This is a genomic window from Roseovarius sp. THAF8 (assembly GCF_009363735.1).
GTDB lineage: Bacteria > Pseudomonadota > Alphaproteobacteria > Rhodobacterales > Rhodobacteraceae > Roseovarius.
In genome coordinates, this window is the sequence record NZ_CP045410.1 from 2924817 (window position 1) to 2942140 (window position 17324).

General features: G+C 64.0%; 13 protein-coding genes. 4 read left to right on the forward strand and 9 right to left on the reverse strand.

The genetic code is table 11. From position 1 onward, the window contains the following. Positions 1-6 precede the first annotated feature (6 nt). From FIU85_RS14335 to FIU85_RS14350, 4 genes are read left to right on the forward strand one after another with little or no spacing between them, the layout of a single operon-like run. Entirely contained in the window at positions 7-558 is a 552-nt protein-coding gene (locus FIU85_RS14335; protein ID WP_152497384.1) for a TRAP transporter small permease subunit, read from the forward strand. Continuing rightward, positions 558-1874, forward strand: a complete 1317-nt coding sequence (locus tag FIU85_RS14340; protein WP_152497385.1) for a TRAP transporter large permease — start codon at positions 558-560, stop codon at positions 1872-1874. The genes FIU85_RS14335 and FIU85_RS14340 overlap by 1 nt, the downstream gene beginning before the upstream one ends. Then, positions 1871-3133, forward strand: a complete 1263-nt coding sequence (locus FIU85_RS14345) for a malonyl-CoA decarboxylase (protein WP_152497386.1) — start codon at positions 1871-1873, stop codon at positions 3131-3133. Before FIU85_RS14340 ends, FIU85_RS14345 begins: the two co-directional genes overlap by 4 nt. Beyond that, positions 3130-4647 carry a malonyl-CoA synthase gene (locus tag FIU85_RS14350; RefSeq protein WP_152497387.1) on the forward strand — a complete coding sequence of 506 codons (1518 nt, stop codon included), beginning with the start codon at positions 3130-3132 and terminating at the stop codon, positions 4645-4647. The genes FIU85_RS14345 and FIU85_RS14350 overlap by 4 nt, the downstream gene beginning before the upstream one ends. 4 nt (positions 4648-4651) lie before the next feature. Here the strand turns inward: FIU85_RS14350 and FIU85_RS14355 are convergent, their stop codons facing one another. From FIU85_RS14355 to FIU85_RS14395, 9 genes are all read right to left on the reverse strand, one after another. Next, a complete protein-coding gene (locus FIU85_RS14355) occupies positions 4652-5902 on the reverse strand; it encodes an FAD-binding domain-containing protein (protein WP_152497388.1) in 1251 nt (416 codons plus the stop codon). Between the two features lie 67 nt (positions 5903-5969). Next, positions 5970-7805, reverse strand: coding sequence for an acetyl-CoA hydrolase/transferase C-terminal domain-containing protein (locus FIU85_RS14360; protein WP_254702909.1), 1836 nt, complete (start codon positions 7803-7805; stop codon positions 5970-5972). Beyond that, on the reverse strand, positions 7798-9873 hold the full coding sequence (locus FIU85_RS14365; protein WP_152497389.1) for a 3-hydroxyacyl-CoA dehydrogenase NAD-binding domain-containing protein: 2076 nt from the start codon (positions 9871-9873) through the stop codon (positions 7798-7800). Before FIU85_RS14365 ends, FIU85_RS14360 begins: the two co-directional genes overlap by 8 nt. Then, positions 9870-11171 carry an acetyl-CoA C-acetyltransferase gene (locus FIU85_RS14370; RefSeq protein WP_152497390.1) on the reverse strand — a complete coding sequence of 434 codons (1302 nt, stop codon included), beginning with the start codon at positions 11169-11171 and terminating at the stop codon, positions 9870-9872. The genes FIU85_RS14365 and FIU85_RS14370 overlap by 4 nt, the downstream gene beginning before the upstream one ends. Then, complete coding sequence (locus FIU85_RS14375; RefSeq protein ID WP_152497391.1) at positions 11168-13417, reverse strand: acyl-CoA dehydrogenase; 2250 nt, start codon at positions 13415-13417, stop codon at positions 11168-11170. The genes FIU85_RS14370 and FIU85_RS14375 overlap by 4 nt, the downstream gene beginning before the upstream one ends. A 90-nt stretch (positions 13418-13507) precedes the next feature. Beyond that, entirely contained in the window at positions 13508-14791 is a 1284-nt protein-coding gene (locus tag FIU85_RS14380; RefSeq protein WP_152497392.1) for a TRAP transporter large permease, read from the reverse strand. Then, positions 14784-15311, reverse strand: a complete 528-nt coding sequence (locus tag FIU85_RS14385) for a TRAP transporter small permease (RefSeq protein ID WP_057790373.1) — start codon at positions 15309-15311, stop codon at positions 14784-14786. The genes FIU85_RS14380 and FIU85_RS14385 overlap by 8 nt, the downstream gene beginning before the upstream one ends. A 52-nt stretch (positions 15312-15363) precedes the next feature. Beyond that, positions 15364-16344 carry a TRAP transporter substrate-binding protein gene (locus FIU85_RS14390; RefSeq protein WP_152497393.1) on the reverse strand — a complete coding sequence of 327 codons (981 nt, stop codon included), beginning with the start codon at positions 16342-16344 and terminating at the stop codon, positions 15364-15366. Between the two features lie 88 nt (positions 16345-16432). Continuing rightward, complete coding sequence (locus FIU85_RS14395) at positions 16433-17314, reverse strand: NAD(P)-dependent oxidoreductase (RefSeq protein WP_152497394.1); 882 nt, start codon at positions 17312-17314, stop codon at positions 16433-16435. Positions 17315-17324: the final 10 nt, after the last annotated feature.

Here is a 17324-nt window from a genome sequence, read left to right on the forward strand (position 1 = left end):
CGAGCGATGTCCGGTTCCGCCCACGCCACAGCGGCCGCCCGCCACGGTGGCAACCCAATCTTGCGCGTTATCGGCTGGATCAGCCAGGTTTGCGGCGTCGTCGCCGCGCTGATGATCGTCGTGTCCGTGTTGATCGTCTGTCAGATGATTTTCATCCGGTTCGTGCTGAACCAGTCCACGATCTGGCACACCGAGGGTGTGACGTACCTGATGATCGGTGCGACCATGTTGGGCCTGCCTTACGTGCAATACGTGCGGGGGCATGTGAACGTTGACCTGCTGCCGATCATGATCCCCAACAAGGCGCGGCGGGTGCTGGCCGGCATCGTCATGGCGCTGACCCTCGCCGTGGTCGGCATGATGCTTTGGCACGGCTATCATTTCTGGCACGAGGCCTGGGACTGGGGCGAGACGTCGAACACGCCGTGGAACCCCAAGCTGTGGGTGCCGTATCTTGCGCTGCCGCTGGGCTTTGGCCTATATGCTCTGCAACTGGCGGCTGACCTTTTCGCAATGACGACGGGCATCGACAAGCCCTTCGGGCTGGAGGACGTCTGATGGATCCGCTTGCACTGGGTGGTCTGGTTGCCCTCATCACCATCGTCGTCCTGTTCTCGGGGATATCCGTGGCCGCGGGACTGCTGGTCGTCTCTGCCGGATTCCTGATTATCTTCGACGGGATGAGTTCGCTGTCGCTGATGCCGGAGATTTTCTTTGGCAAGCTGGACAATTTCGCGCTGCTGTCGATCCCGATGTTCATCATCATGGGCGCCTCCATCGCCTCGACCCGCGCGGGGGCGGACCTTTACGAGGCGCTGGAACGCTGGCTGACCCGGGTGCCGGGCGGGCTTGTTGTGTCGAACCTCGGGGCCTGTGCGCTCTTTGCCGCGATGTCGGGGTCAAGCCCGGCCACCTGTGCGGCCATCGGCAAGATGGGCATCCCCGAGATGCGCAAGCGGGGCTATCCCGATGGTGTCGCCGCGGGCTCGATCGCTGCGGGCGGGACGCTGGGTATCCTGATCCCGCCATCGGTCACGATGATCGTCTACGGCATCGCGACCGAGACCTCGATTGGCCGCCTGTTCCTGGCGGGCGTGTTCCCGGGCCTGCTGCTGGTTGGGCTGTTCATGGCGTGGTCGCTTTACTCGACATGGAAGTCGGGTAACGCGAGCGTCCTGTCGGCGGGCAGCTACACCTGGAAGGAACGTCTGGAGATCCTGCCGCGTGTCTTGCCATTCCTGTTCATCATCTTGGGCGTGCTTTACGCCATGTATGGCGGCATCGCCACGCCGTCGGAAACGGCCGCCGTCGGTGCGCTGATGTGCATGTTGATCGCGATGATCATCTACCGCATGTGGGACCCGCGCCAGATCTGGACCGTGCTGCGCGACAGCACGCGGGAAAGCGTGATGATCCTGTTCATCATCGCTGCTGCCGGCGTGTTCTCCTACATGCTGTCGTCGCTTTTCATTACGCAGTCGATCGCGGAATGGATCGGCACGCTGGACGTGAACCGCTGGGTGCTGATGGGCGCGATCAACGTCTTTCTGATAATCGCGGGCTTCTTCCTGCCGCCGGTCGCGGTGATCCTGATGGCGGCACCGATCCTGCTGCCGATCATCACCACTGCCGGCTTTGATCCGATCTGGTTTGCCGTGGTGCTGACGATCAACATGGAAATCGGGCTGATCTCGCCGCCCGTGGGTCTGAACCTTTACGTGATCAACGGCATTGCGCCTGACATCTCGCTGAAGACGATCCTGACCGGGTCACTGCCCTTTGTGGCCTGCATGGTGATCGCGATCATCCTGCTGTGCCTGTTTCCGGGCATCGCCACGTGGCTGCCCGATATGGTGATGGGAGCGGAGCTATGACGTTGCTTGCCGACCTACTGTCCACAGTGTTCGAACGCCGCTACGGGGCGGCGCGCGGGCTGCCTCGGGATGACCGGCCGATCGAGGACCTGACGGCGGACCTGATCGGGGCCACGGGCGAAGTTTCGGGACAGGCCGTGGCGCGGCAGATACTGGAGCGCTACGAGACCTGGGACGATCCCGCGAAGCTGGCGTTCTTCCGGCACCTTGCGCAGGACATGGTGATCAACCCCGAGGTCGTACGCGACGCGCTGGACGCGTATGAGCGCGGCCAGTCCAAGGCCACCTATCGCGCTTTCCTGAACGCCTCGGAATCGCCCCGGCAGGAGTTGATCCGGCGGATGAACCAGGTGCCGGGCGCGACCAAGCGTCTGGTCGGGATGCGGACCGACCTGTTGCGGCTGGGACAGGACGATGACGGTTTGCAGGCGCTGGACCTGGATTTCCGGCATCTCTTTGCCAGCTGGTTCAACCGCGGGTTCCTGGTGCTGCGCCCGATCAGCTGGGAAAGCCCGGCGCATATTCTCGAGAAGATCATCGCTTACGAGGCGGTGCACGCCATCGACAGCTGGGAGGATCTGCGGCGCAGGCTGGAGCCCGCCGACCGCCGCTGTTTCGCGTTCTTTCACCCGGCCATGCCGGACGAGCCGTTGATCTTTGTCGAGGTGGCGCTGACCAAGGGTATTCCCGGGTCGATCCAGTACGTTCTGGCCGAGGCACGCGACCAGATCGACGCCGAACGGGCCGATACCGCCGTGTTTTACTCGATTTCGAATTGCCAGTCGGGGCTGGCGCAGATTTCCTTTGGCAACTCGCTGATCAAGCAGGTGGCGGCGGATCTGTCGCTGGAAAACCCGGCTTTGCGGAATTTCGTGACGCTGTCGCCCATTCCCGGCCTGACACGGTGGATGACGAGCGTGGATATCAATCCCGAGGCGCAACAGCCCGACGCGCTGTGTGAGTACGCCGCCTATTACCTGACGCAGGCCAAGCGCGGCGACGGATTGCCGCTCGATCCGGTTGCGCGGTTTCATTTGGGCAACGGAGCCCAGGTGCATAAGGTCCATGCCGGTGCAGACGTGTCGGACAACGGATTGAAGCAATCTGCGGGCGTGATGGTGAACTACCTTTACGATCTGGCCAAGGTGTCACAGAACCACGAGCGTTTCGCGGCGGAGCAACGCGTGGCCACGTCGAGCGAAATCAAGACACAGGCCGCCGCGGCGGCGAAAACCGTGCCGGAGGAGGGAGCAGCATGACCAACCCGCTTTTTGACGCCCTGTTCGGAGATCACATCGGCAAGGACACGATCTTCCTTCATCTGCCCGATGGGGACACTCTGACCCACGACGGGTTCCTGAAGCTGACGGCGCGGTATGCCAATGCCTTTGCCGCGCAGGGGCTGACCCCCGGAGACCGCGTTGCGGCGCAGGTCGAGAAATCGCATGACGCGCTGGCGGTCTATGCGGCCTGCGTGCAGGCCGGGCTGGTCTTTCTGCCGTTGAATACCGGCTATACTGTCGACGAACTGAGCTATTTCATCGATGACAGCGGCGCGTCGATGGTGATTTGCAAGGGCGACCGGCGCGAGGCGTTGACGCCCATCGCCAATAAGCACCGCGCCCAGATCGAAACGCTGGAGGACGATGGCACCGGGAGCCTGCCGGACAAGGCGGGTGAACAGGCGGACAGTTTCAAGACCGTGAAGCGGACCGAGGACGACCTTGCCGCCTTGCTTTACACCTCGGGCACCACGGGGCGCTCGAAGGGTGCGATGCTGAGCCAGGGCAATCTTCTGTCGAACGCGCAGACGCTGGCCGAGCACTGGCGGTTTACCTCGGACGATGTCCTGCTGCACGCTTTGCCGATCTTTCACACCCATGGCCTGTTCGTGGCGACCAACATCACGCTGGTTGCCGGCGGGTCGATGATTTTCCTGCCGAAATTCGACCTCGATACGGTGATAGAGCTTTTGCCGAAGGCCACGTCGATGATGGGCGTGCCGACCTTCTATACCCGTCTTCTGGACGATCCGCGTTTCGACAAGGATCTTGTGGCGCATATGCGGCTTTTCGTGTCGGGCAGCGCGCCGCTGCTGGCCGAGACGCACACCAGGTTCGAACAGCGGACCGGGCACCGCATCCTCGAACGCTATGGCATGACCGAGACGAACATGAACACCTCGAACCCCTATGACGGGGAACGGCGTGCCGGCACCGTCGGCTTTCCGTTGCCCGGGGTGGAGTTGAAGATCACCGATCCCGAAACCGGCGAGGAGGTGCCGCAGGGCGAGGTTGGCCAGATCGAGGTGCGCGGACCCAATGTTTTCCAGGGCTATTGGCAGATGCCCGAAAAGACGGCCGCCGAACTGCGCGAGAACGGGTTTTTCATTACCGGCGACCTCGGGATTATCGACGACAGGGGGTATGTCCAGATCGTCGGGCGCAACAAGGACCTGATCATCTCGGGCGGGTACAACATCTATCCCAAGGAGATCGAGCTGGTGCTGGACGAACAGCCCGGCGTGCTGGAAAGCGCGGTCATTGGCGTGCCGCACGCGGACTTTGGCGAGACGGTCGTGGGAGTTCTGGTGCCCGAAGCGAATGCGGAGCCGGATCTGGAGGCGATTGCCGAGGCCACGTCGCAGGCGCTGGCGCGGTTCAAGCATCCCAGAAAGCTGATCATCCGCGACGAGCTGCCGCGCAATTCCATGGGCAAGGTCCAGAAGAACCTGTTGCGGGATGAATTCAAGGACCTGTTCACCCCCGCCTGAGAGGTCAGTCCAGACCGGCATCGTGCAAAAGCTCGGGAAGCTTCTTCCTGACCTTGAAGTACCCCGCCGTGGCGTGGGGCCAGACGATTGCGTCCCAGTCGCGGCGCCATTCGCGGAGCGTGACGCCTGCATTGTCCAGGGCCGGCTTCGCCGCGTTCAGCCAGTCGCGTAGCGGGCCTTCGGGCACGTAAGGCGTGGCAATCTGGCGGGCGCCTGCGCGTGTCGCCCAGCGGGCAAGCTCGGCCGGATCGTTTGCTTGCAGGTTCTCGGCCTTTCGCGTGATGCGCTGCGCGGTGTCGGCCAGGGCCGCGGCCTCGAACTCGACGACTTTTCCGCCCACGGGCCGGGGTGAGCGCAGGGCACTGGCCGCAAGGGTGGCCCTGGCGCGAATATCGAGGTCGCCGAGCGCGAAGTCGTCGGGGCGGCAGTCTTCTTCGGTGATCAGAAGAGCGGTCGGAACGCCCGCATCCGGTGCTTCTGGCGTGCGCAGCGGTCGAAGCTCGGGCAGGCCGTCCGGCTCCTGGTTTTCCAGCCCTTCGGTCACGCCGGCAAGGTCGGCGGCATCGGGTGAAAAGCGATGGTCGGTGAACTTGGCGATATTCCAGGCTTCGGCGGCATAGAACTTGCCGCGCGTGTGCAGACCGGCGACCCAACGCCAGCTGAGCGTGTTGGAGGCCGGATCGCCATCGAGCAGGTGGCGATAGAAGAAATCCGCCCCCAGGCGCCACGGCAGGCGCAGCGTGAAGATCCAGATCGAGGCGAACCAGATGCGGGCGTGGTTGTGCAGGTAGCCGGTGTCGGTCAGCTCCTGCGCCCAGGCGTTCATGCAGTCGAGATCGGTCTGGCCCGCTTCGGCACGCTCGACTGCGCGGCGCAGGTCTGAGTCGCGGTCCAGCTGCGCCAGATCGGCGCGAAGACCGTCGCGGTAGCTCTGCCAGACCTGTGGCCGACGCTCCAGCCATCCTTTGAAATAGCTGCGCCACAGAACCTCTTGCAGGAACTTTTCGCCGGTCTCGGGGCCGTGCGCGCGCAGCACCGCCGCAATCAGCCCAGGCTCGGTGATCATGCGGCGGCGAAGGTAGGGCGAAAGGCGCGAGACAGCGTCGTGTCGTCCGGTGCCTTTGTCGACATTCCTGTTGTGGGCATAGCGCGCGCCAAGCTGCGGCAGAACCCGCGCCAGATGTGCCTCGGCCGCATCGCGGGTCGGGGTCGGCCAATCCGGTGCCAGGGTTTCGGCCGTGGTTTCGTCGGTCATCGCATCCCTTTTCTGCAGGTCGGGCGGGGAGATAATGCGACCGTCGGCAATGTCTACAATCTGCGGGTCAGGCCAGGCGCCGCAAGGCGCCGCGCAGGGCGCGGGCCTGCAATGGCTCGGCGAGACTTGGGGTTGCGTCGTATCCCATACGCTCCATCGCCGGGCCTTCCTGCGCGTGCGGAGTGGCGGTGAGACCCGCCCATATCAGCGACAGGAGTGCCCGTTTGTCGGACTGTGCCTCGCTCAGGTCCGCAAGGGCCTTGACCAACAGCTGCTCGATATCGGTGAAATCGGTGCCGAGCGGATAGTCCGGCAGAAGGCCCTCGCGGTAGGGGGCAAGCCATGTCGCGATGGTTGCCGGTGTATTGGCAGCGTGCGCGGGCGGAACCGTCCAGTCGGGATCGAGTTTTCCGGCCTTTTTGGCTGACCCGGCAAGCTCCTGCTGAAAGCGGCTGTCGGCGATGCAGATCAGGCGCTTGATGACCTCTTCGTCCGGCAGACCGCGCAGGAAGGCCGCGCCGTATTCGGTGACCACGACATCGCGCATGTGGCGGGGCACGGTGGTGACGGGCAGTTGCCAGACGATGTTCGAACCAAGGTCGCCGCCGCTTTGTCGCGTGGCGGGCAGGGTCAGGACCGCATGGGCGTCGTCCAGCGCGAAGGCCTGTTCGAAGAAGTTGAACTGGCCGCCGACCCCGCTGACCACCTGGCCCGGTTTCGCGGAATCCGACATCGCGTCGCCAAGCAGACTGACCTGCATGGCACCGTTGACGAAGCGGGCGTCGCGGCGGTCGTCCCGCTTGGTGGGCTCGTCGCCGTAGAGCGCATTGGTGAAACTGACCGGCATCATTCGGATCCTGGCGCGGCGGTCGGGCGGCAAGGCGCGGAGGCGCTGGTACATGTCGCGCGCGTCCACGAAGAAACCGGCGTGGACCACGGCGCCGTCATGTGCTTCGCGGCGCAATATGTCGGCCTCGAACAGCGCCACGAGACCGCCCACGAGCATTTCTGTCACGGCATAAAGCCCGGTGCGGAAGGGACCTTCCTCAGCCCCTTGCAGCGGAAAAGGCGCGGTGCGCCAAAGATCGTGCAGAGCGGCGCGGTCGCGGGCGATCAGCGCGTTTGCCACGGCGTCGCCGATCGCGCCGATGCCGATCTGCAGCGTGCCGCCATCGGGCACGAGCCGCGAGACATGCAGCGCGATGGCGTGCTGCGCATCGGCCACGGGACGACGCGGGACGGAGAAAAGATCGACCTGCTGCGGTGGCTCCAGCACCATGGCGACATCGCGCGCCTCTATCTCGGCGGGTCCGTCCATGTAGGGCAGGGCATCGTTCAGTTCGGCCACGGCCAGAAAATCCATCTCGCCGGCGCTGCGCCGCGCGAAGAGATCGGCGGAAATGTCGGTGTTACTGGACATGCTGAAACGCGCGCCGTCGCGCGGCATCAGCTGGGCAAGCACGTTCGGCTTTTGCGAAATCAGGACGTCGCGGGCATGGGTGTAGTTGGCCGAGATATACTGCCGTTGGGCATAGTCGTTGCCGAGCCAGCTTGCGGCCTGAAAGAAGAACTCGGATACCTCGATGTTGTCGGGCAGGTCGCCGCGCTTGATGAGATCGACATAGGTCAAGGAGGGCGCGGTGCCGAAGAGGCGGTCCATCGCGGGGTCGAGAAACCGTTTCTCCAGCTCCGAGGATGGGTCGGGGCGTTGCAGGCTCAGCGCCGTGAATATCTTCAGGGAAAGCGCCGGATCTTCCACCGCCGCCCGCACCAGCGCGTTGACGATCGTGATCGGCTTGCCCAGTCCAAGCGGCAGGGCAAGGCGTATCTCGCCACCGTTGGCCTGGTAGATTGCCCGCGCCATCGTGTCGGCGTCGGTATAGACCTCTGGCGTGTCAGCCAAGGTTGGACCAGCCGGGATCGGGGGTGAAGCGCGGGCCGTGCGTGGCTTCCAGTTCTGCGAGGCGTTGCTTGATCTCCGAGATGCCGCGGGTTTTGGCGTAGTGCATCGGACCACCGCGGAACGGGGCCCAGCCGGTGGCGAAGATCAGCGCGGCATCAACCTGATCGGCATCCTTCGCCACGCGTTTGCGCAGAACCTCGGCGCAGGCGTTCAGCATGGGAAGGATAAGGCGGTCGGTCAGATCTTCGGGCGCGTCGTTCATGTCCGCGTCGGGATGGGGCGTGCCGTCGGACCAGTCGTAGAAACCCTGGCCGGTTTTCTTGCCGAGATCACCCTTGTCGACACGGGCGCGCAGATCGTCACTGATCGGTGGCATGGAGGCATCCAGGCTGGCTTGAAGGCTTTCGGCCACGTGAAGACCGATGTCGAGCCCAACCTGATCGGCCAGGGCGACCGGGCCCATGGGCATGCCGAAGCGGATGGCGGCGGTGTCGATCACTTCTTTCGAGACTCCCTCATCCATCAGGACCATCGCCTCGAGCATGTAGGGAACGAGTGCGCGATTGACGACAAAGCCGGGGTAGTCGCTGACCAAGGCGGGCAGTTTGCCTGTGGCACCGCAGAACGCGGCGAGGCGGTTGGCAGTTTTTTCGTTTGTCGCGCTTCCCTTCACCACCTCCACGAGATCGATTTTCGATACCGGGTTGAAGTAGTGCAGCCCGGCGAAGCGAGACTTGGCAGGTGCGGCGCCGGCAAGATCGTCGACCGACAGGCTGGACGTGTTGGTGGCAAGGATCGCGTCCTTCTTCAAAGCGCCTTTCAGTCCTTTGAAGATCTTCTCCTTAACCTCCTGTTCTTCGCTGGCGGCTTCGATCACGAGGTCGGCGTGGGCGAGCCCGTATCCGTGCGGGTCGGGCATGAGGCGGTCCAGCGCGTCGCGGGTCTCCGTGCTGCTGAGGTGTTTGGCCTCGCAGATTTTTGCCGCCGTCCTGACCGCCTTGCCCAGCGGATCTGTTTCGATATCGCCCAAGGTCACGGTCTTGCCCTTGATGGCGGCAATCGCGGCGATCTCGGCCCCCATTGCGCCTGCGCCGATAACGTGGACATGGGCGATGCCGTCCTCGCCGCGTCCGGCGTCTTTCAGCGATTGCTGAAGGAAGAAAACCCGCCGCAGGTTCTTCGATGCCTCGGTGTCGAGCAGTTTTGCGAAACTGTCGATCTCGGCCTGCTGCATCGCATCGCGGTCATCGCCGTGTTTTTCCCAGAGGTCGATCAGGGCGTGCGGTGCGGGATAGTGTTCCTTCGGGGCCTTCTCCTCGGTCTTGCTGCGCATCTGGCGAGCGGCAAGACTGCGGGCCTGGTCGAAGGAAAAGGCGCGGGACTTGAGACCGGGCGTTTGACGCTCGATCTTGCCATTCCTTGCCGCGCTTACGGCGGCGGCGACGTGGCGCTCCTCGACGATGGCGTCGGCGATGCCTTGCGACTTGGCGCGCTTGGTATGCGCGGTTTTGCCGGTCAGCATCATGGTCATGGCGTCCGTCGGGTCGATCAGCGCGGGCAGACGGAACGTGCCGCCGAGACCGGGGTGCAGGCCAAGCTGAACCTCGGGGAAGCCGAAGGAGGCACCGGGCGTGGCGATGCGATAATCGCAGGCCAGCGCCAGTTCAAAACCGGCCCCCAGCGCCGCGCCGTGGACCACGCAGATCGTGGGGCAGGGTAGCGCCTCGATCCGGTCCAGGACGTCATGCGCCTGTTTCAGCAGGGCGGCGGCGCCCTGGTCGGTCATGGATTCGAAGCCCGAGATATCGGCACCGGCGGCGAAGCCTGCCGGTTTTGCCGAGCGGATCACGAGCGCGGCGGGCTTGTCGGCCTCGGCGGCGGCGATGTGGTCGTCCAGTTCGCGGATCACGTCTTCGGAGATCGTGTTGACGCTGCTGTCGGTCTTGTCGAGGACGAGCCAAAGCACGTTGTCGCCGTCCCGCGCCGAGCGCCAGTTGCCTTGAGTCTCTCCGACCGGGCCCAGTTCCAGCTTTGTGTCGCCCAAGAATTTCAGGACAGGTCCGGTCATTGCACAGCCTCCAGCAGCATCGCGCCGCCAAGGCCGCCGCCGATGCATTCCGTTGCGATGCCGCGTTTCGCACCGCGGGTTTTCATCGCGTTGGCAAGGTGAAGGACGATGCGGTTGCCACTTGTGCCGACCGGGTGGCCCAACGAAATCGCCCCGCCATCGACATTGAGTTGGTCGCGGTCGATGCGGCCGAACGCGCCGTCGAGGCCCAGAACGTCGCGGCAGAAGTCTTCGTCATTCCAAGCGGCAAGGCAGGATAGGACCTGCGCCGCGAAGGCCTCGTTCAATTCCCAAAGGTCGATATCCTCGATGCCGAACCCGTGACGCTTTACGATGGGCGTGGAGGACATGACCGGCCCCAGCCCCATGATCGACGGATCGAGCCCGGCCCATTCGCTGTCGGTGACTTCGGCCAGCGGTTCCAGACCGTGGGCGTCTACCGCTTTTTCGGACGCGAGGATGCACCAGCTTGCGCCGTCGGTGATCTGGCTGGAATTGCCTGCCGTCACTTTCCCGTAAGGTGGCTCGAAGACGGGTTTGGGCTTGGCCAACCCTTCCATGTCGCTGTCGGGCCGGACACCGTTGTCGTGGTCGTACACAGTGCCGTCGCGCGCGAAGGCAGGCATCAGTTCGCCGTCCAGCCGGCCTTCCTTGTGAGCGGCGGCGAGGCGGTGATGGCTTTGCATTGCGTAGGCGTCGGCGGTTTCACGGTCGATATTGAAGTGATGCGCCAGAACCTCGGCGGTCTGGCCCATGCTGAGCGTCGTGATCGGGTCGGTCAGGCCGCGCTCCAGCCCGACGACGGGCTTGAAGAACTCTGGTTTCAGTCCGGCCAGGTTTTTGGCCTGGTCCAGCGGGCCCTTGGCGGTGCTCATCCGTCCGAACCATTCCACGGCAGACTGGCGCAAGGTCAGGGGCGCATGGCTGAGAGCCTCGGCGCCGCCGGCGAGGATCATCTGGTGACTGCCCTCACGTATGTAGCGATAGGCGGTGTCGATGCTCTGCATCCCGGAGCCGCAGTTGATCTGCATCGTAAAGGCAACGGTCGTTTCAGGCAGGCCAAGCCGCAGGCCGGCAACGCGGGCCGGGTTCATCTCGTCCGCGATCACGTTGACGCAACCCAGTATCACGAGGTCCAGCGCCGCGCGGTCAAACGGCTGCCGGGCCAGCAAGGGCCGGCCGCATTGAACGGCGAGATCGACCGGGGTGAACGGCCCGGGGCCGGCCTGGGCCTTGAGGAAAGGCGTGCGTGCACCGTCGACCAGAAAGACGCGATTTCTTCCGTCAGTCTTTGTCATTCCGCGGCCTCGCGGTGGCTGTTGTCGCTTGAGTGCGGTGCGGGAAAGAGCGAGGCGAAATCTTCGGCGGCGTAATCATCGACGGCCACCACCTCGTCCACCAGCCGGGTCATCTCCTTGATGTCCGCCATTTCGGCATCGCTGAGAATTCCGGCTTCCAACGCCTCCTCGGGTGTCTTTTTCGCATCGCGCAGGCGTTTCATGACGGGCGCCATTTCCGTGACCTTGGCGTAGCATTCATTGAGAACCTGCACGCCGTCGCGATTGCAGCCATCAGCAATGCGGCCGACGATGCGGTCGCGTGCCTCGGACGGATCGTAGAGCAGGTCGCTGCATTGCGCGACCAGCCTGTCGTCAGGTTTGCGCTGTGCCATGCCGGGCAGGGTGAAGAACCGCAGAAGGGCAGCGGCCCACCGGGCCGGCAGGTTGGCGATGACCTCGTCCAGTGTTGTCTGGATGTTGTGAAAGGCATCGGCGGCGACATAGCGCAGCACGGGCAGATCGGCTTTCTGGCGGCCTTCGTCCTCCCAGCGTTTGAGGGCGGCCGAGAGGATGTACATCTCGGACAGGATATCGCCCATGCGGCCCGAGATCATTTCCTTGCGCTTGAGTGCGCCGCCCAGCGACAGAAACAACATGTCGGCGGTCAGCGCATAGGCGGCAGACCAGCGCGACAGTTGCCTGTAGATGTCCGTGGCGTCGCCAGCGGCCGGGGCCGGCGCGAACCGACCGCCGGTCAGGGCACGGCCCCAGCTGCGGAAGAGCGTGCGCGTGCTGTGGCCGACATGCGCCCAAAGGGATTTATCGAACATCTCCAGCGCCTTGTCGGGGTCGTCTTCCTCGAGCGCCATCATGTTGTCGAGCATGTGCGGATGCGCCCGGATCGATCCCTGGCCAAAGATGATCAGGCTGCGCGTGACGATGTTGGCGCCTTCGACCGTGATGCCGATCGGCACGGCACGGTAGAGCGGCAGCAGGTAATTCGACGGACCGTCGATCACCGCCTTGCCGGAATGGACGTCCATCGCATCGTTCAGCGCCTCGCGCATGCGGAAGGTCGCGTGGGCCTTCATGATCGCCGAGATCACCGACAACGCGCGGCCCTCGTCAAGCCCGGCACAGGTCAGATGCCGCGCGGCATCCATCGCATAGGCGTCTGCCGCAAGCCGGCCCAGACGGGCCTGCACGCCGCCGAACTTGCCGATTGGCAGGTTGAATTGCTGGCGGATGCGGGCATAGGCGCCGGTTGTGTGCGCAGACAGGGCTATGGCGGCGCAGCCCATGGAGGGCAGCGAGATACCGCGCCCGGCAGCCAGTGCGCTCATCAGCATCATCCAGCCTTCGCCGGCATAATCCTGACCGCCGATGATGTTGTCGAGCGGGATGAAGACATCCTTGCCGGTGGTCGGTCCGTTCATGAACATCGTGGACGACGGGATGTGGCGACGGCCGGTTTCGACACCCTCGAGGTCTGTGGGGACGAGCGCACAGGTGATGCCGATATCGGGGTTGTCGCCCAAAAGGCCATCGGGGTCGCGCAGCTTGAACGCCAGCCCAAGAACGGTGCAGACCGGCGACAGGGTGATGTAGCGCTTGGCCCAGTTGAGGCGGATGCCCAGCACCTCTTCGCCTTTCCATTGGCCCTTGCAGACGACACCGTCGTCGATCATCGCGCCCGCGTCGGATCCGGCCTCGGCGCTGGTGAGACCGAAGGCGGGCAGTTCGCGCCCGTCGGCGAGGCGCGGCAGCCAGTAATCCTTTTGTTCGTCGGTGCCGAACTGATGCAACAACTCGCCCGGGCCAAGCGAGTTCGGTACCATGACGGTCACGGCGGCGGCGACCGAACGGGTCGAGATATAGCGGACGATTTCGGAGTGGGCGAAGGCGGAAAATTCGAGTCCGCCATGCTTTTTCGGGATGATCATGCCGAAAAACTTGTTTTCGCGCATGAACTGCCAGACCTCGGGGGCAAGGTCGCCGGTTTCGTGGTTGATCTTCCAGTCGTCGATCATCGCGCACAGGTCCTGCACGGGACCGTCGAAAAACGCCTGTTCTTCCTCGGACAGCTTCGGCGATTTGACGTTCCGCAGCTTCGACCAGTCGGGGTTTCCCGAGAAAAGTTCCGCCTCCCACCACACTTCGCCGGCGTTCAGCGCCTCGCTTTCAGTCTTTGACAAGCCGGGCAGAACGCCCTTGGCCCACTTGAAGATGGGTTTGGTGATCGCGCGCGCGCGGAAGCTGGACATGCGGGAACTCCTTTAGGGGCCAACGCCTCACCCAAGCGGAAGTTCCTGCGCGCAGCGGTGCGGGCCACAGCGGAGGTGCCTGACGCTGCGTCAGAAGCCGCTGATGGCCGGAAGCCAGGTCGACAGGATCGGAATGAACGTGATGAGGACAAGGGCCGTCGCGAGAGCCACGAAGAAGGGTGGCATCTCCCGGATCAGGGTCGAGGGCCGCAGGCCGACCGTCGAGGACACGACGAAGATCAGACTGCCGACAGGTGGCGTCGTCAGCCCGAGCGTGAGGTTCACGATCACGATGATTGCAAAGTGATTGGGGTCGATGCCCAGCGCAAAGCTGATCGGGGCGAGGATCGGCACCAAGATCATCACGCCCGGCAACGGATCCATGAAAAGGCCGAAGACCAACAGCAGCAGGTTGACGGCGAGCAGGAAAACGATGGGTGCCAGATCCCACGAGATGATCGTTTCGGCCAGGAACTGCGGAATCGACTCGATGATCAGCACCCAGGCAAAGGCGCGCGCGGCGCCGAGGATCAGCAGCACCGCGCCCGAGGTCAGGGCCGCACGCAGCACGATGCCGGGCAGGTCACGCAGGCGCAGCGAGCGATAGACGAACAAGCCGACGAAGAGGGCGTAGAAAACGGCGATGACCGACGCCTCTGTCGGGGTGAAGATACCAAAGCGGATACCGCCAACGATCAGGGCAATCAGGATCAGGGCGGGCAGGGCGAAAAGCGCGATGCGCGCGATTTCCGCGATTGAGGGCATCGGTTCGCCCGAGGCATAGTTGCGCCGCTTGCTGACATGGGCATTGGCCAGAAGGACCATCAGGGTGATCACGAGACCCGGCAGAATCCCGGCCATGAAGAGTGAGCCGACCGAGACGTTCTGGTCCTGCATCGCGTAGATGATCATGGTGATCGAGGGCGGAATGATCGGGCCGACGACGGCGCTGGCGATGGTCAGCGCACTGGCGTAGGGCCGGTCGTACCCGCCCTTTTCCATCATGCGGATCATCATCGTGCCCGGTCCGGCGGCATCGGCGAGCGCGCTTCCCGAAATCCCCGCGAACATGGCGGAACTGACGACGTTGGCGTGCCCCAACCCGCCGCGCAGGTGTCCGACGAGTGACTGGGCCAAACGCAGGATGGCGAGGGTCACGGCACCGCCTGTCATGATCTCGGACGCAAGGATGAAGAACGGCACGGCCAGAAGCGGAAAGCTGTCGAGACCCGAGAACATTTCCTTGACGACGACCAGCGGCTGATAGCTGGAGGCGAGCATGATCGCCGCAAAGACTGAGATCGCCATCGCGAAGGCGACCGGCAGGCCGAGGATCAGCAACAGGAAAAGGGCCGGAAAGAGGATCTCAGCCATTGGCGCCGCCGGTGACGGTGTCGTCGTCCACGCCGCGTGCATCGAGGCTCTTGTAGTCTCCGGCGCCGATGAAGGGACGGGCGATCAGCAACAGGTGCACGATCAGCAACGCAAACCCCACGGGCATCGCCGCATAGACATAAAGAAACGGCAGGCGCAGGGCCGGCGTGACTTGGAACTGCATCCGCTGCGCGTATTGCCAGCCGACGTAGACCATGTAGGCGAAGAACGTCAGAAGGATCAGAACGATCAAGGCCCGAAGCAGCTTTTGTCCGGTTGCCGGCAGGCTGTCTTGCAGGTTGGTGATGGCCACGTGGCCGCCGATGCGCAGGATCAGGCCCGCACCCGTGAATGTCAGCCAGATCATCAGGTAACGCGCGGCCTCGTCGGCCCAAGGCAGGGAATGCGCGGTGAAATAGCGCAGAAAGATATTCGCCCCCACGATCAGCGCCATCGCAGACAGCATTCCTATCAGCGCCCAGCCGTTCAACACGACGAAGATATGTTCGAGCCGTTTCACGCGGCGCCCCCGGTCCGGGCACCGGCGCCGGGTGGGCGCCGGTGCGATCGTATCACTCGAAGTTGACGATCGAGTCGACAAGGTCCTTGCCGTAGGTCTCGTAATAGCCTTCGTAGGCCGACGCGATGGACTCCTGGAAGGCGGCCTTCTGTTCGGCCGACAGCTCGTTCACCTTCATGCCGCGCTCTTTCAGGGTTTCGACGCCCGTGGTCTCGACATCGTCGACATAGCCGCGCATGGCGGTCACGGCCTCCGCCGCGGCCTTCTCGAAGGCAGCTTTCTGCGTGTCGTCAAGGCCATCCCAGAAGGGTTTGGAAACAAGCAACATGGCGGGCGAATAGACGTGGCCCGACAGCGTCAGGTATTCCTGAACTTCGTCCAACTTGACCGAGACGATCACGGACAGAGGGTTTTCCTGACCGTCGATCACGCCCTGTTGCAGCGACGAGATCACCTCGGGCCAGGCCATCGGCGTGGGGGCTGCCCCCATGGCGTTGAATGCCGCAAGGTGCACGGGGTTTTCCATTGTGCGGATCTTCAGGCTTTCGACATCGGCCGGTGTCTCGATGGCGTTGCGGTTGTTGGTGATGTGGCGGAAGCCCTGTTCCCCCCAGGCCAGCCCGTGCAGGCCGACAGCGTCGAACTTGCCCAGGATTTCCTGGCCGATCTCACCATCCAGCACCGCGCGGGCGTGGTCCAGATCCCGGAACAGGAAGGGGATATCGAAAACGCCCGTGTCGGGCACGAAGTTGGCCAGCGTGCCGGAGGACACGATGGTGGCTTCGATGGTACCCAGTTGCAGCCCTTCGATCACTTCGCGCTCGCCGCCCAGGCCGGACGAGGGGAAATGCTTGAACTCGAACGCGTCGCCGGTCTCGGCCTTGACGACCTCTTCGAACTTCTGCGCCGCGACGCCGTAATGGCTGTCGGGGGCGAGGGCGTAGCCGATCTTGACTTCGGTCTGCGCAAGGGCCGGAAGGCCCATCGCAAGGAAGATGCCGGTCGAGACCAGCCCGCGGGTAATGAACGTCATGGTTTTCCTCCCGTTTAACGTTTGGTTTTTGCTACACAGGTATTTTTGGGCTGACAACCCCGAGCCGGAGCGTCCCGGTGCCTGGGCATCACCCGTCTTTCCGCTGTCTGAACAGGTGGACCAGTTCCGGCACATAGGCGTCGTCGGGGCCGGCGGCGACCGTCGCGGCAAGGGCGGCTGAGACGCCGTCGGCAACAGACGTCTGCGCACCCGCCGCCTGGGACATGCTGCGGTAATAATCGATATCCTTCAGGGCGTTGGACACGTAAAAGGGCAGGGCATCGCGATCCTGCGAGACGATGAAGGGCGCCAGCCGGTCGAGGGCCGCACTTGCGCCACCGCCACCCGCCAGCACATCAACGAAGACCTGAGGGTCTATGCCGGTATCGGCGGCCTGGGCCGCCGCCTCGGCGAGCAATGTCATGAAACCGACCGACACGTAGTTATGCAGAAGCTTGAGCCGATGTCCGTGCCCAAGCGGGCCGACGTGATCGACATTCTCCGTGAAAGAGGCCAGGACGGGGCGCAGGGCATCGAGGCTCTCGGCCGCACCGCCGACCAGCAGGTTCAGCGTGCCCTCATGGGCATGTTGCGCCGTGCGGGTCATCGGCGCGTCCAGATAGTCGCCGCCGGAGGCCCGAACCAGTTCGGCCATACGCAGGGTCGAGTCGGGCAGCGCGGTCGAGCAATCCACCACGATCGTCCCCGGGCGCAGCGACGCGGCAAGGCCGTCCGGCGCGCCGATGATCGCCTCGACCTGGGGCGAGCCGGTGACGCAGAGGATGACCACATCGGACGCTTCTGCGATCTCTGCGATGGTGGCGCACGCCCTGCCGCCCTGTGCCAACAGGTGGTCAGTGGGCTGGTTGCCGGGGTGATCGAGAAAATGCAGCGCGCAACGGCCGCGCGACAGGATGTTGCGGGCGATGCCGTGGCCCATGAGCCCGACGCCGATGATGCCGACTTGCATTGCGTTGTGC

Coding starts and splice junctions, on each gene's coding strand:
- FIU85_RS14335 (WP_152497384.1), top strand. CDS start 7: ATGTCCGGTTCCGCCCACGCCACAGCGGCCGCCCGCCACGGTGGCAAC.
- FIU85_RS14340 (WP_152497385.1), top strand. CDS start 558: ATGGATCCGCTTGCACTGGGTGGTCTGGTTGCCCTCATCACCATCGTC.
- FIU85_RS14345 (WP_152497386.1), top strand. CDS start 1,871: ATGACGTTGCTTGCCGACCTACTGTCCACAGTGTTCGAACGCCGCTAC.
- FIU85_RS14350 (WP_152497387.1), top strand. CDS start 3,130: ATGACCAACCCGCTTTTTGACGCCCTGTTCGGAGATCACATCGGCAAG.
- FIU85_RS14355 (WP_152497388.1), bottom strand. CDS start 5,902: ATGACCGACGAAACCACGGCCGAAACCCTGGCACCGGATTGGCCGACC.
- FIU85_RS14365 (WP_152497389.1), bottom strand. CDS start 9,873: ATGACCGGACCTGTCCTGAAATTCTTGGGCGACACAAAGCTGGAACTG.
- FIU85_RS14370 (WP_152497390.1), bottom strand. CDS start 11,171: ATGACAAAGACTGACGGAAGAAATCGCGTCTTTCTGGTCGACGGTGCA.
- FIU85_RS14375 (WP_152497391.1), bottom strand. CDS start 13,417: ATGTCCAGCTTCCGCGCGCGCGCGATCACCAAACCCATCTTCAAGTGG.
- FIU85_RS14380 (WP_152497392.1), bottom strand. CDS start 14,791: ATGGCTGAGATCCTCTTTCCGGCCCTTTTCCTGTTGCTGATCCTCGGC.
- FIU85_RS14390 (WP_152497393.1), bottom strand. CDS start 16,344: ATGACGTTCATTACCCGCGGGCTGGTCTCGACCGGCATCTTCCTTGCG.
- FIU85_RS14395 (WP_152497394.1), bottom strand. CDS start 17,314: ATGCAAGTCGGCATCATCGGCGTCGGGCTCATGGGCCACGGCATCGCC.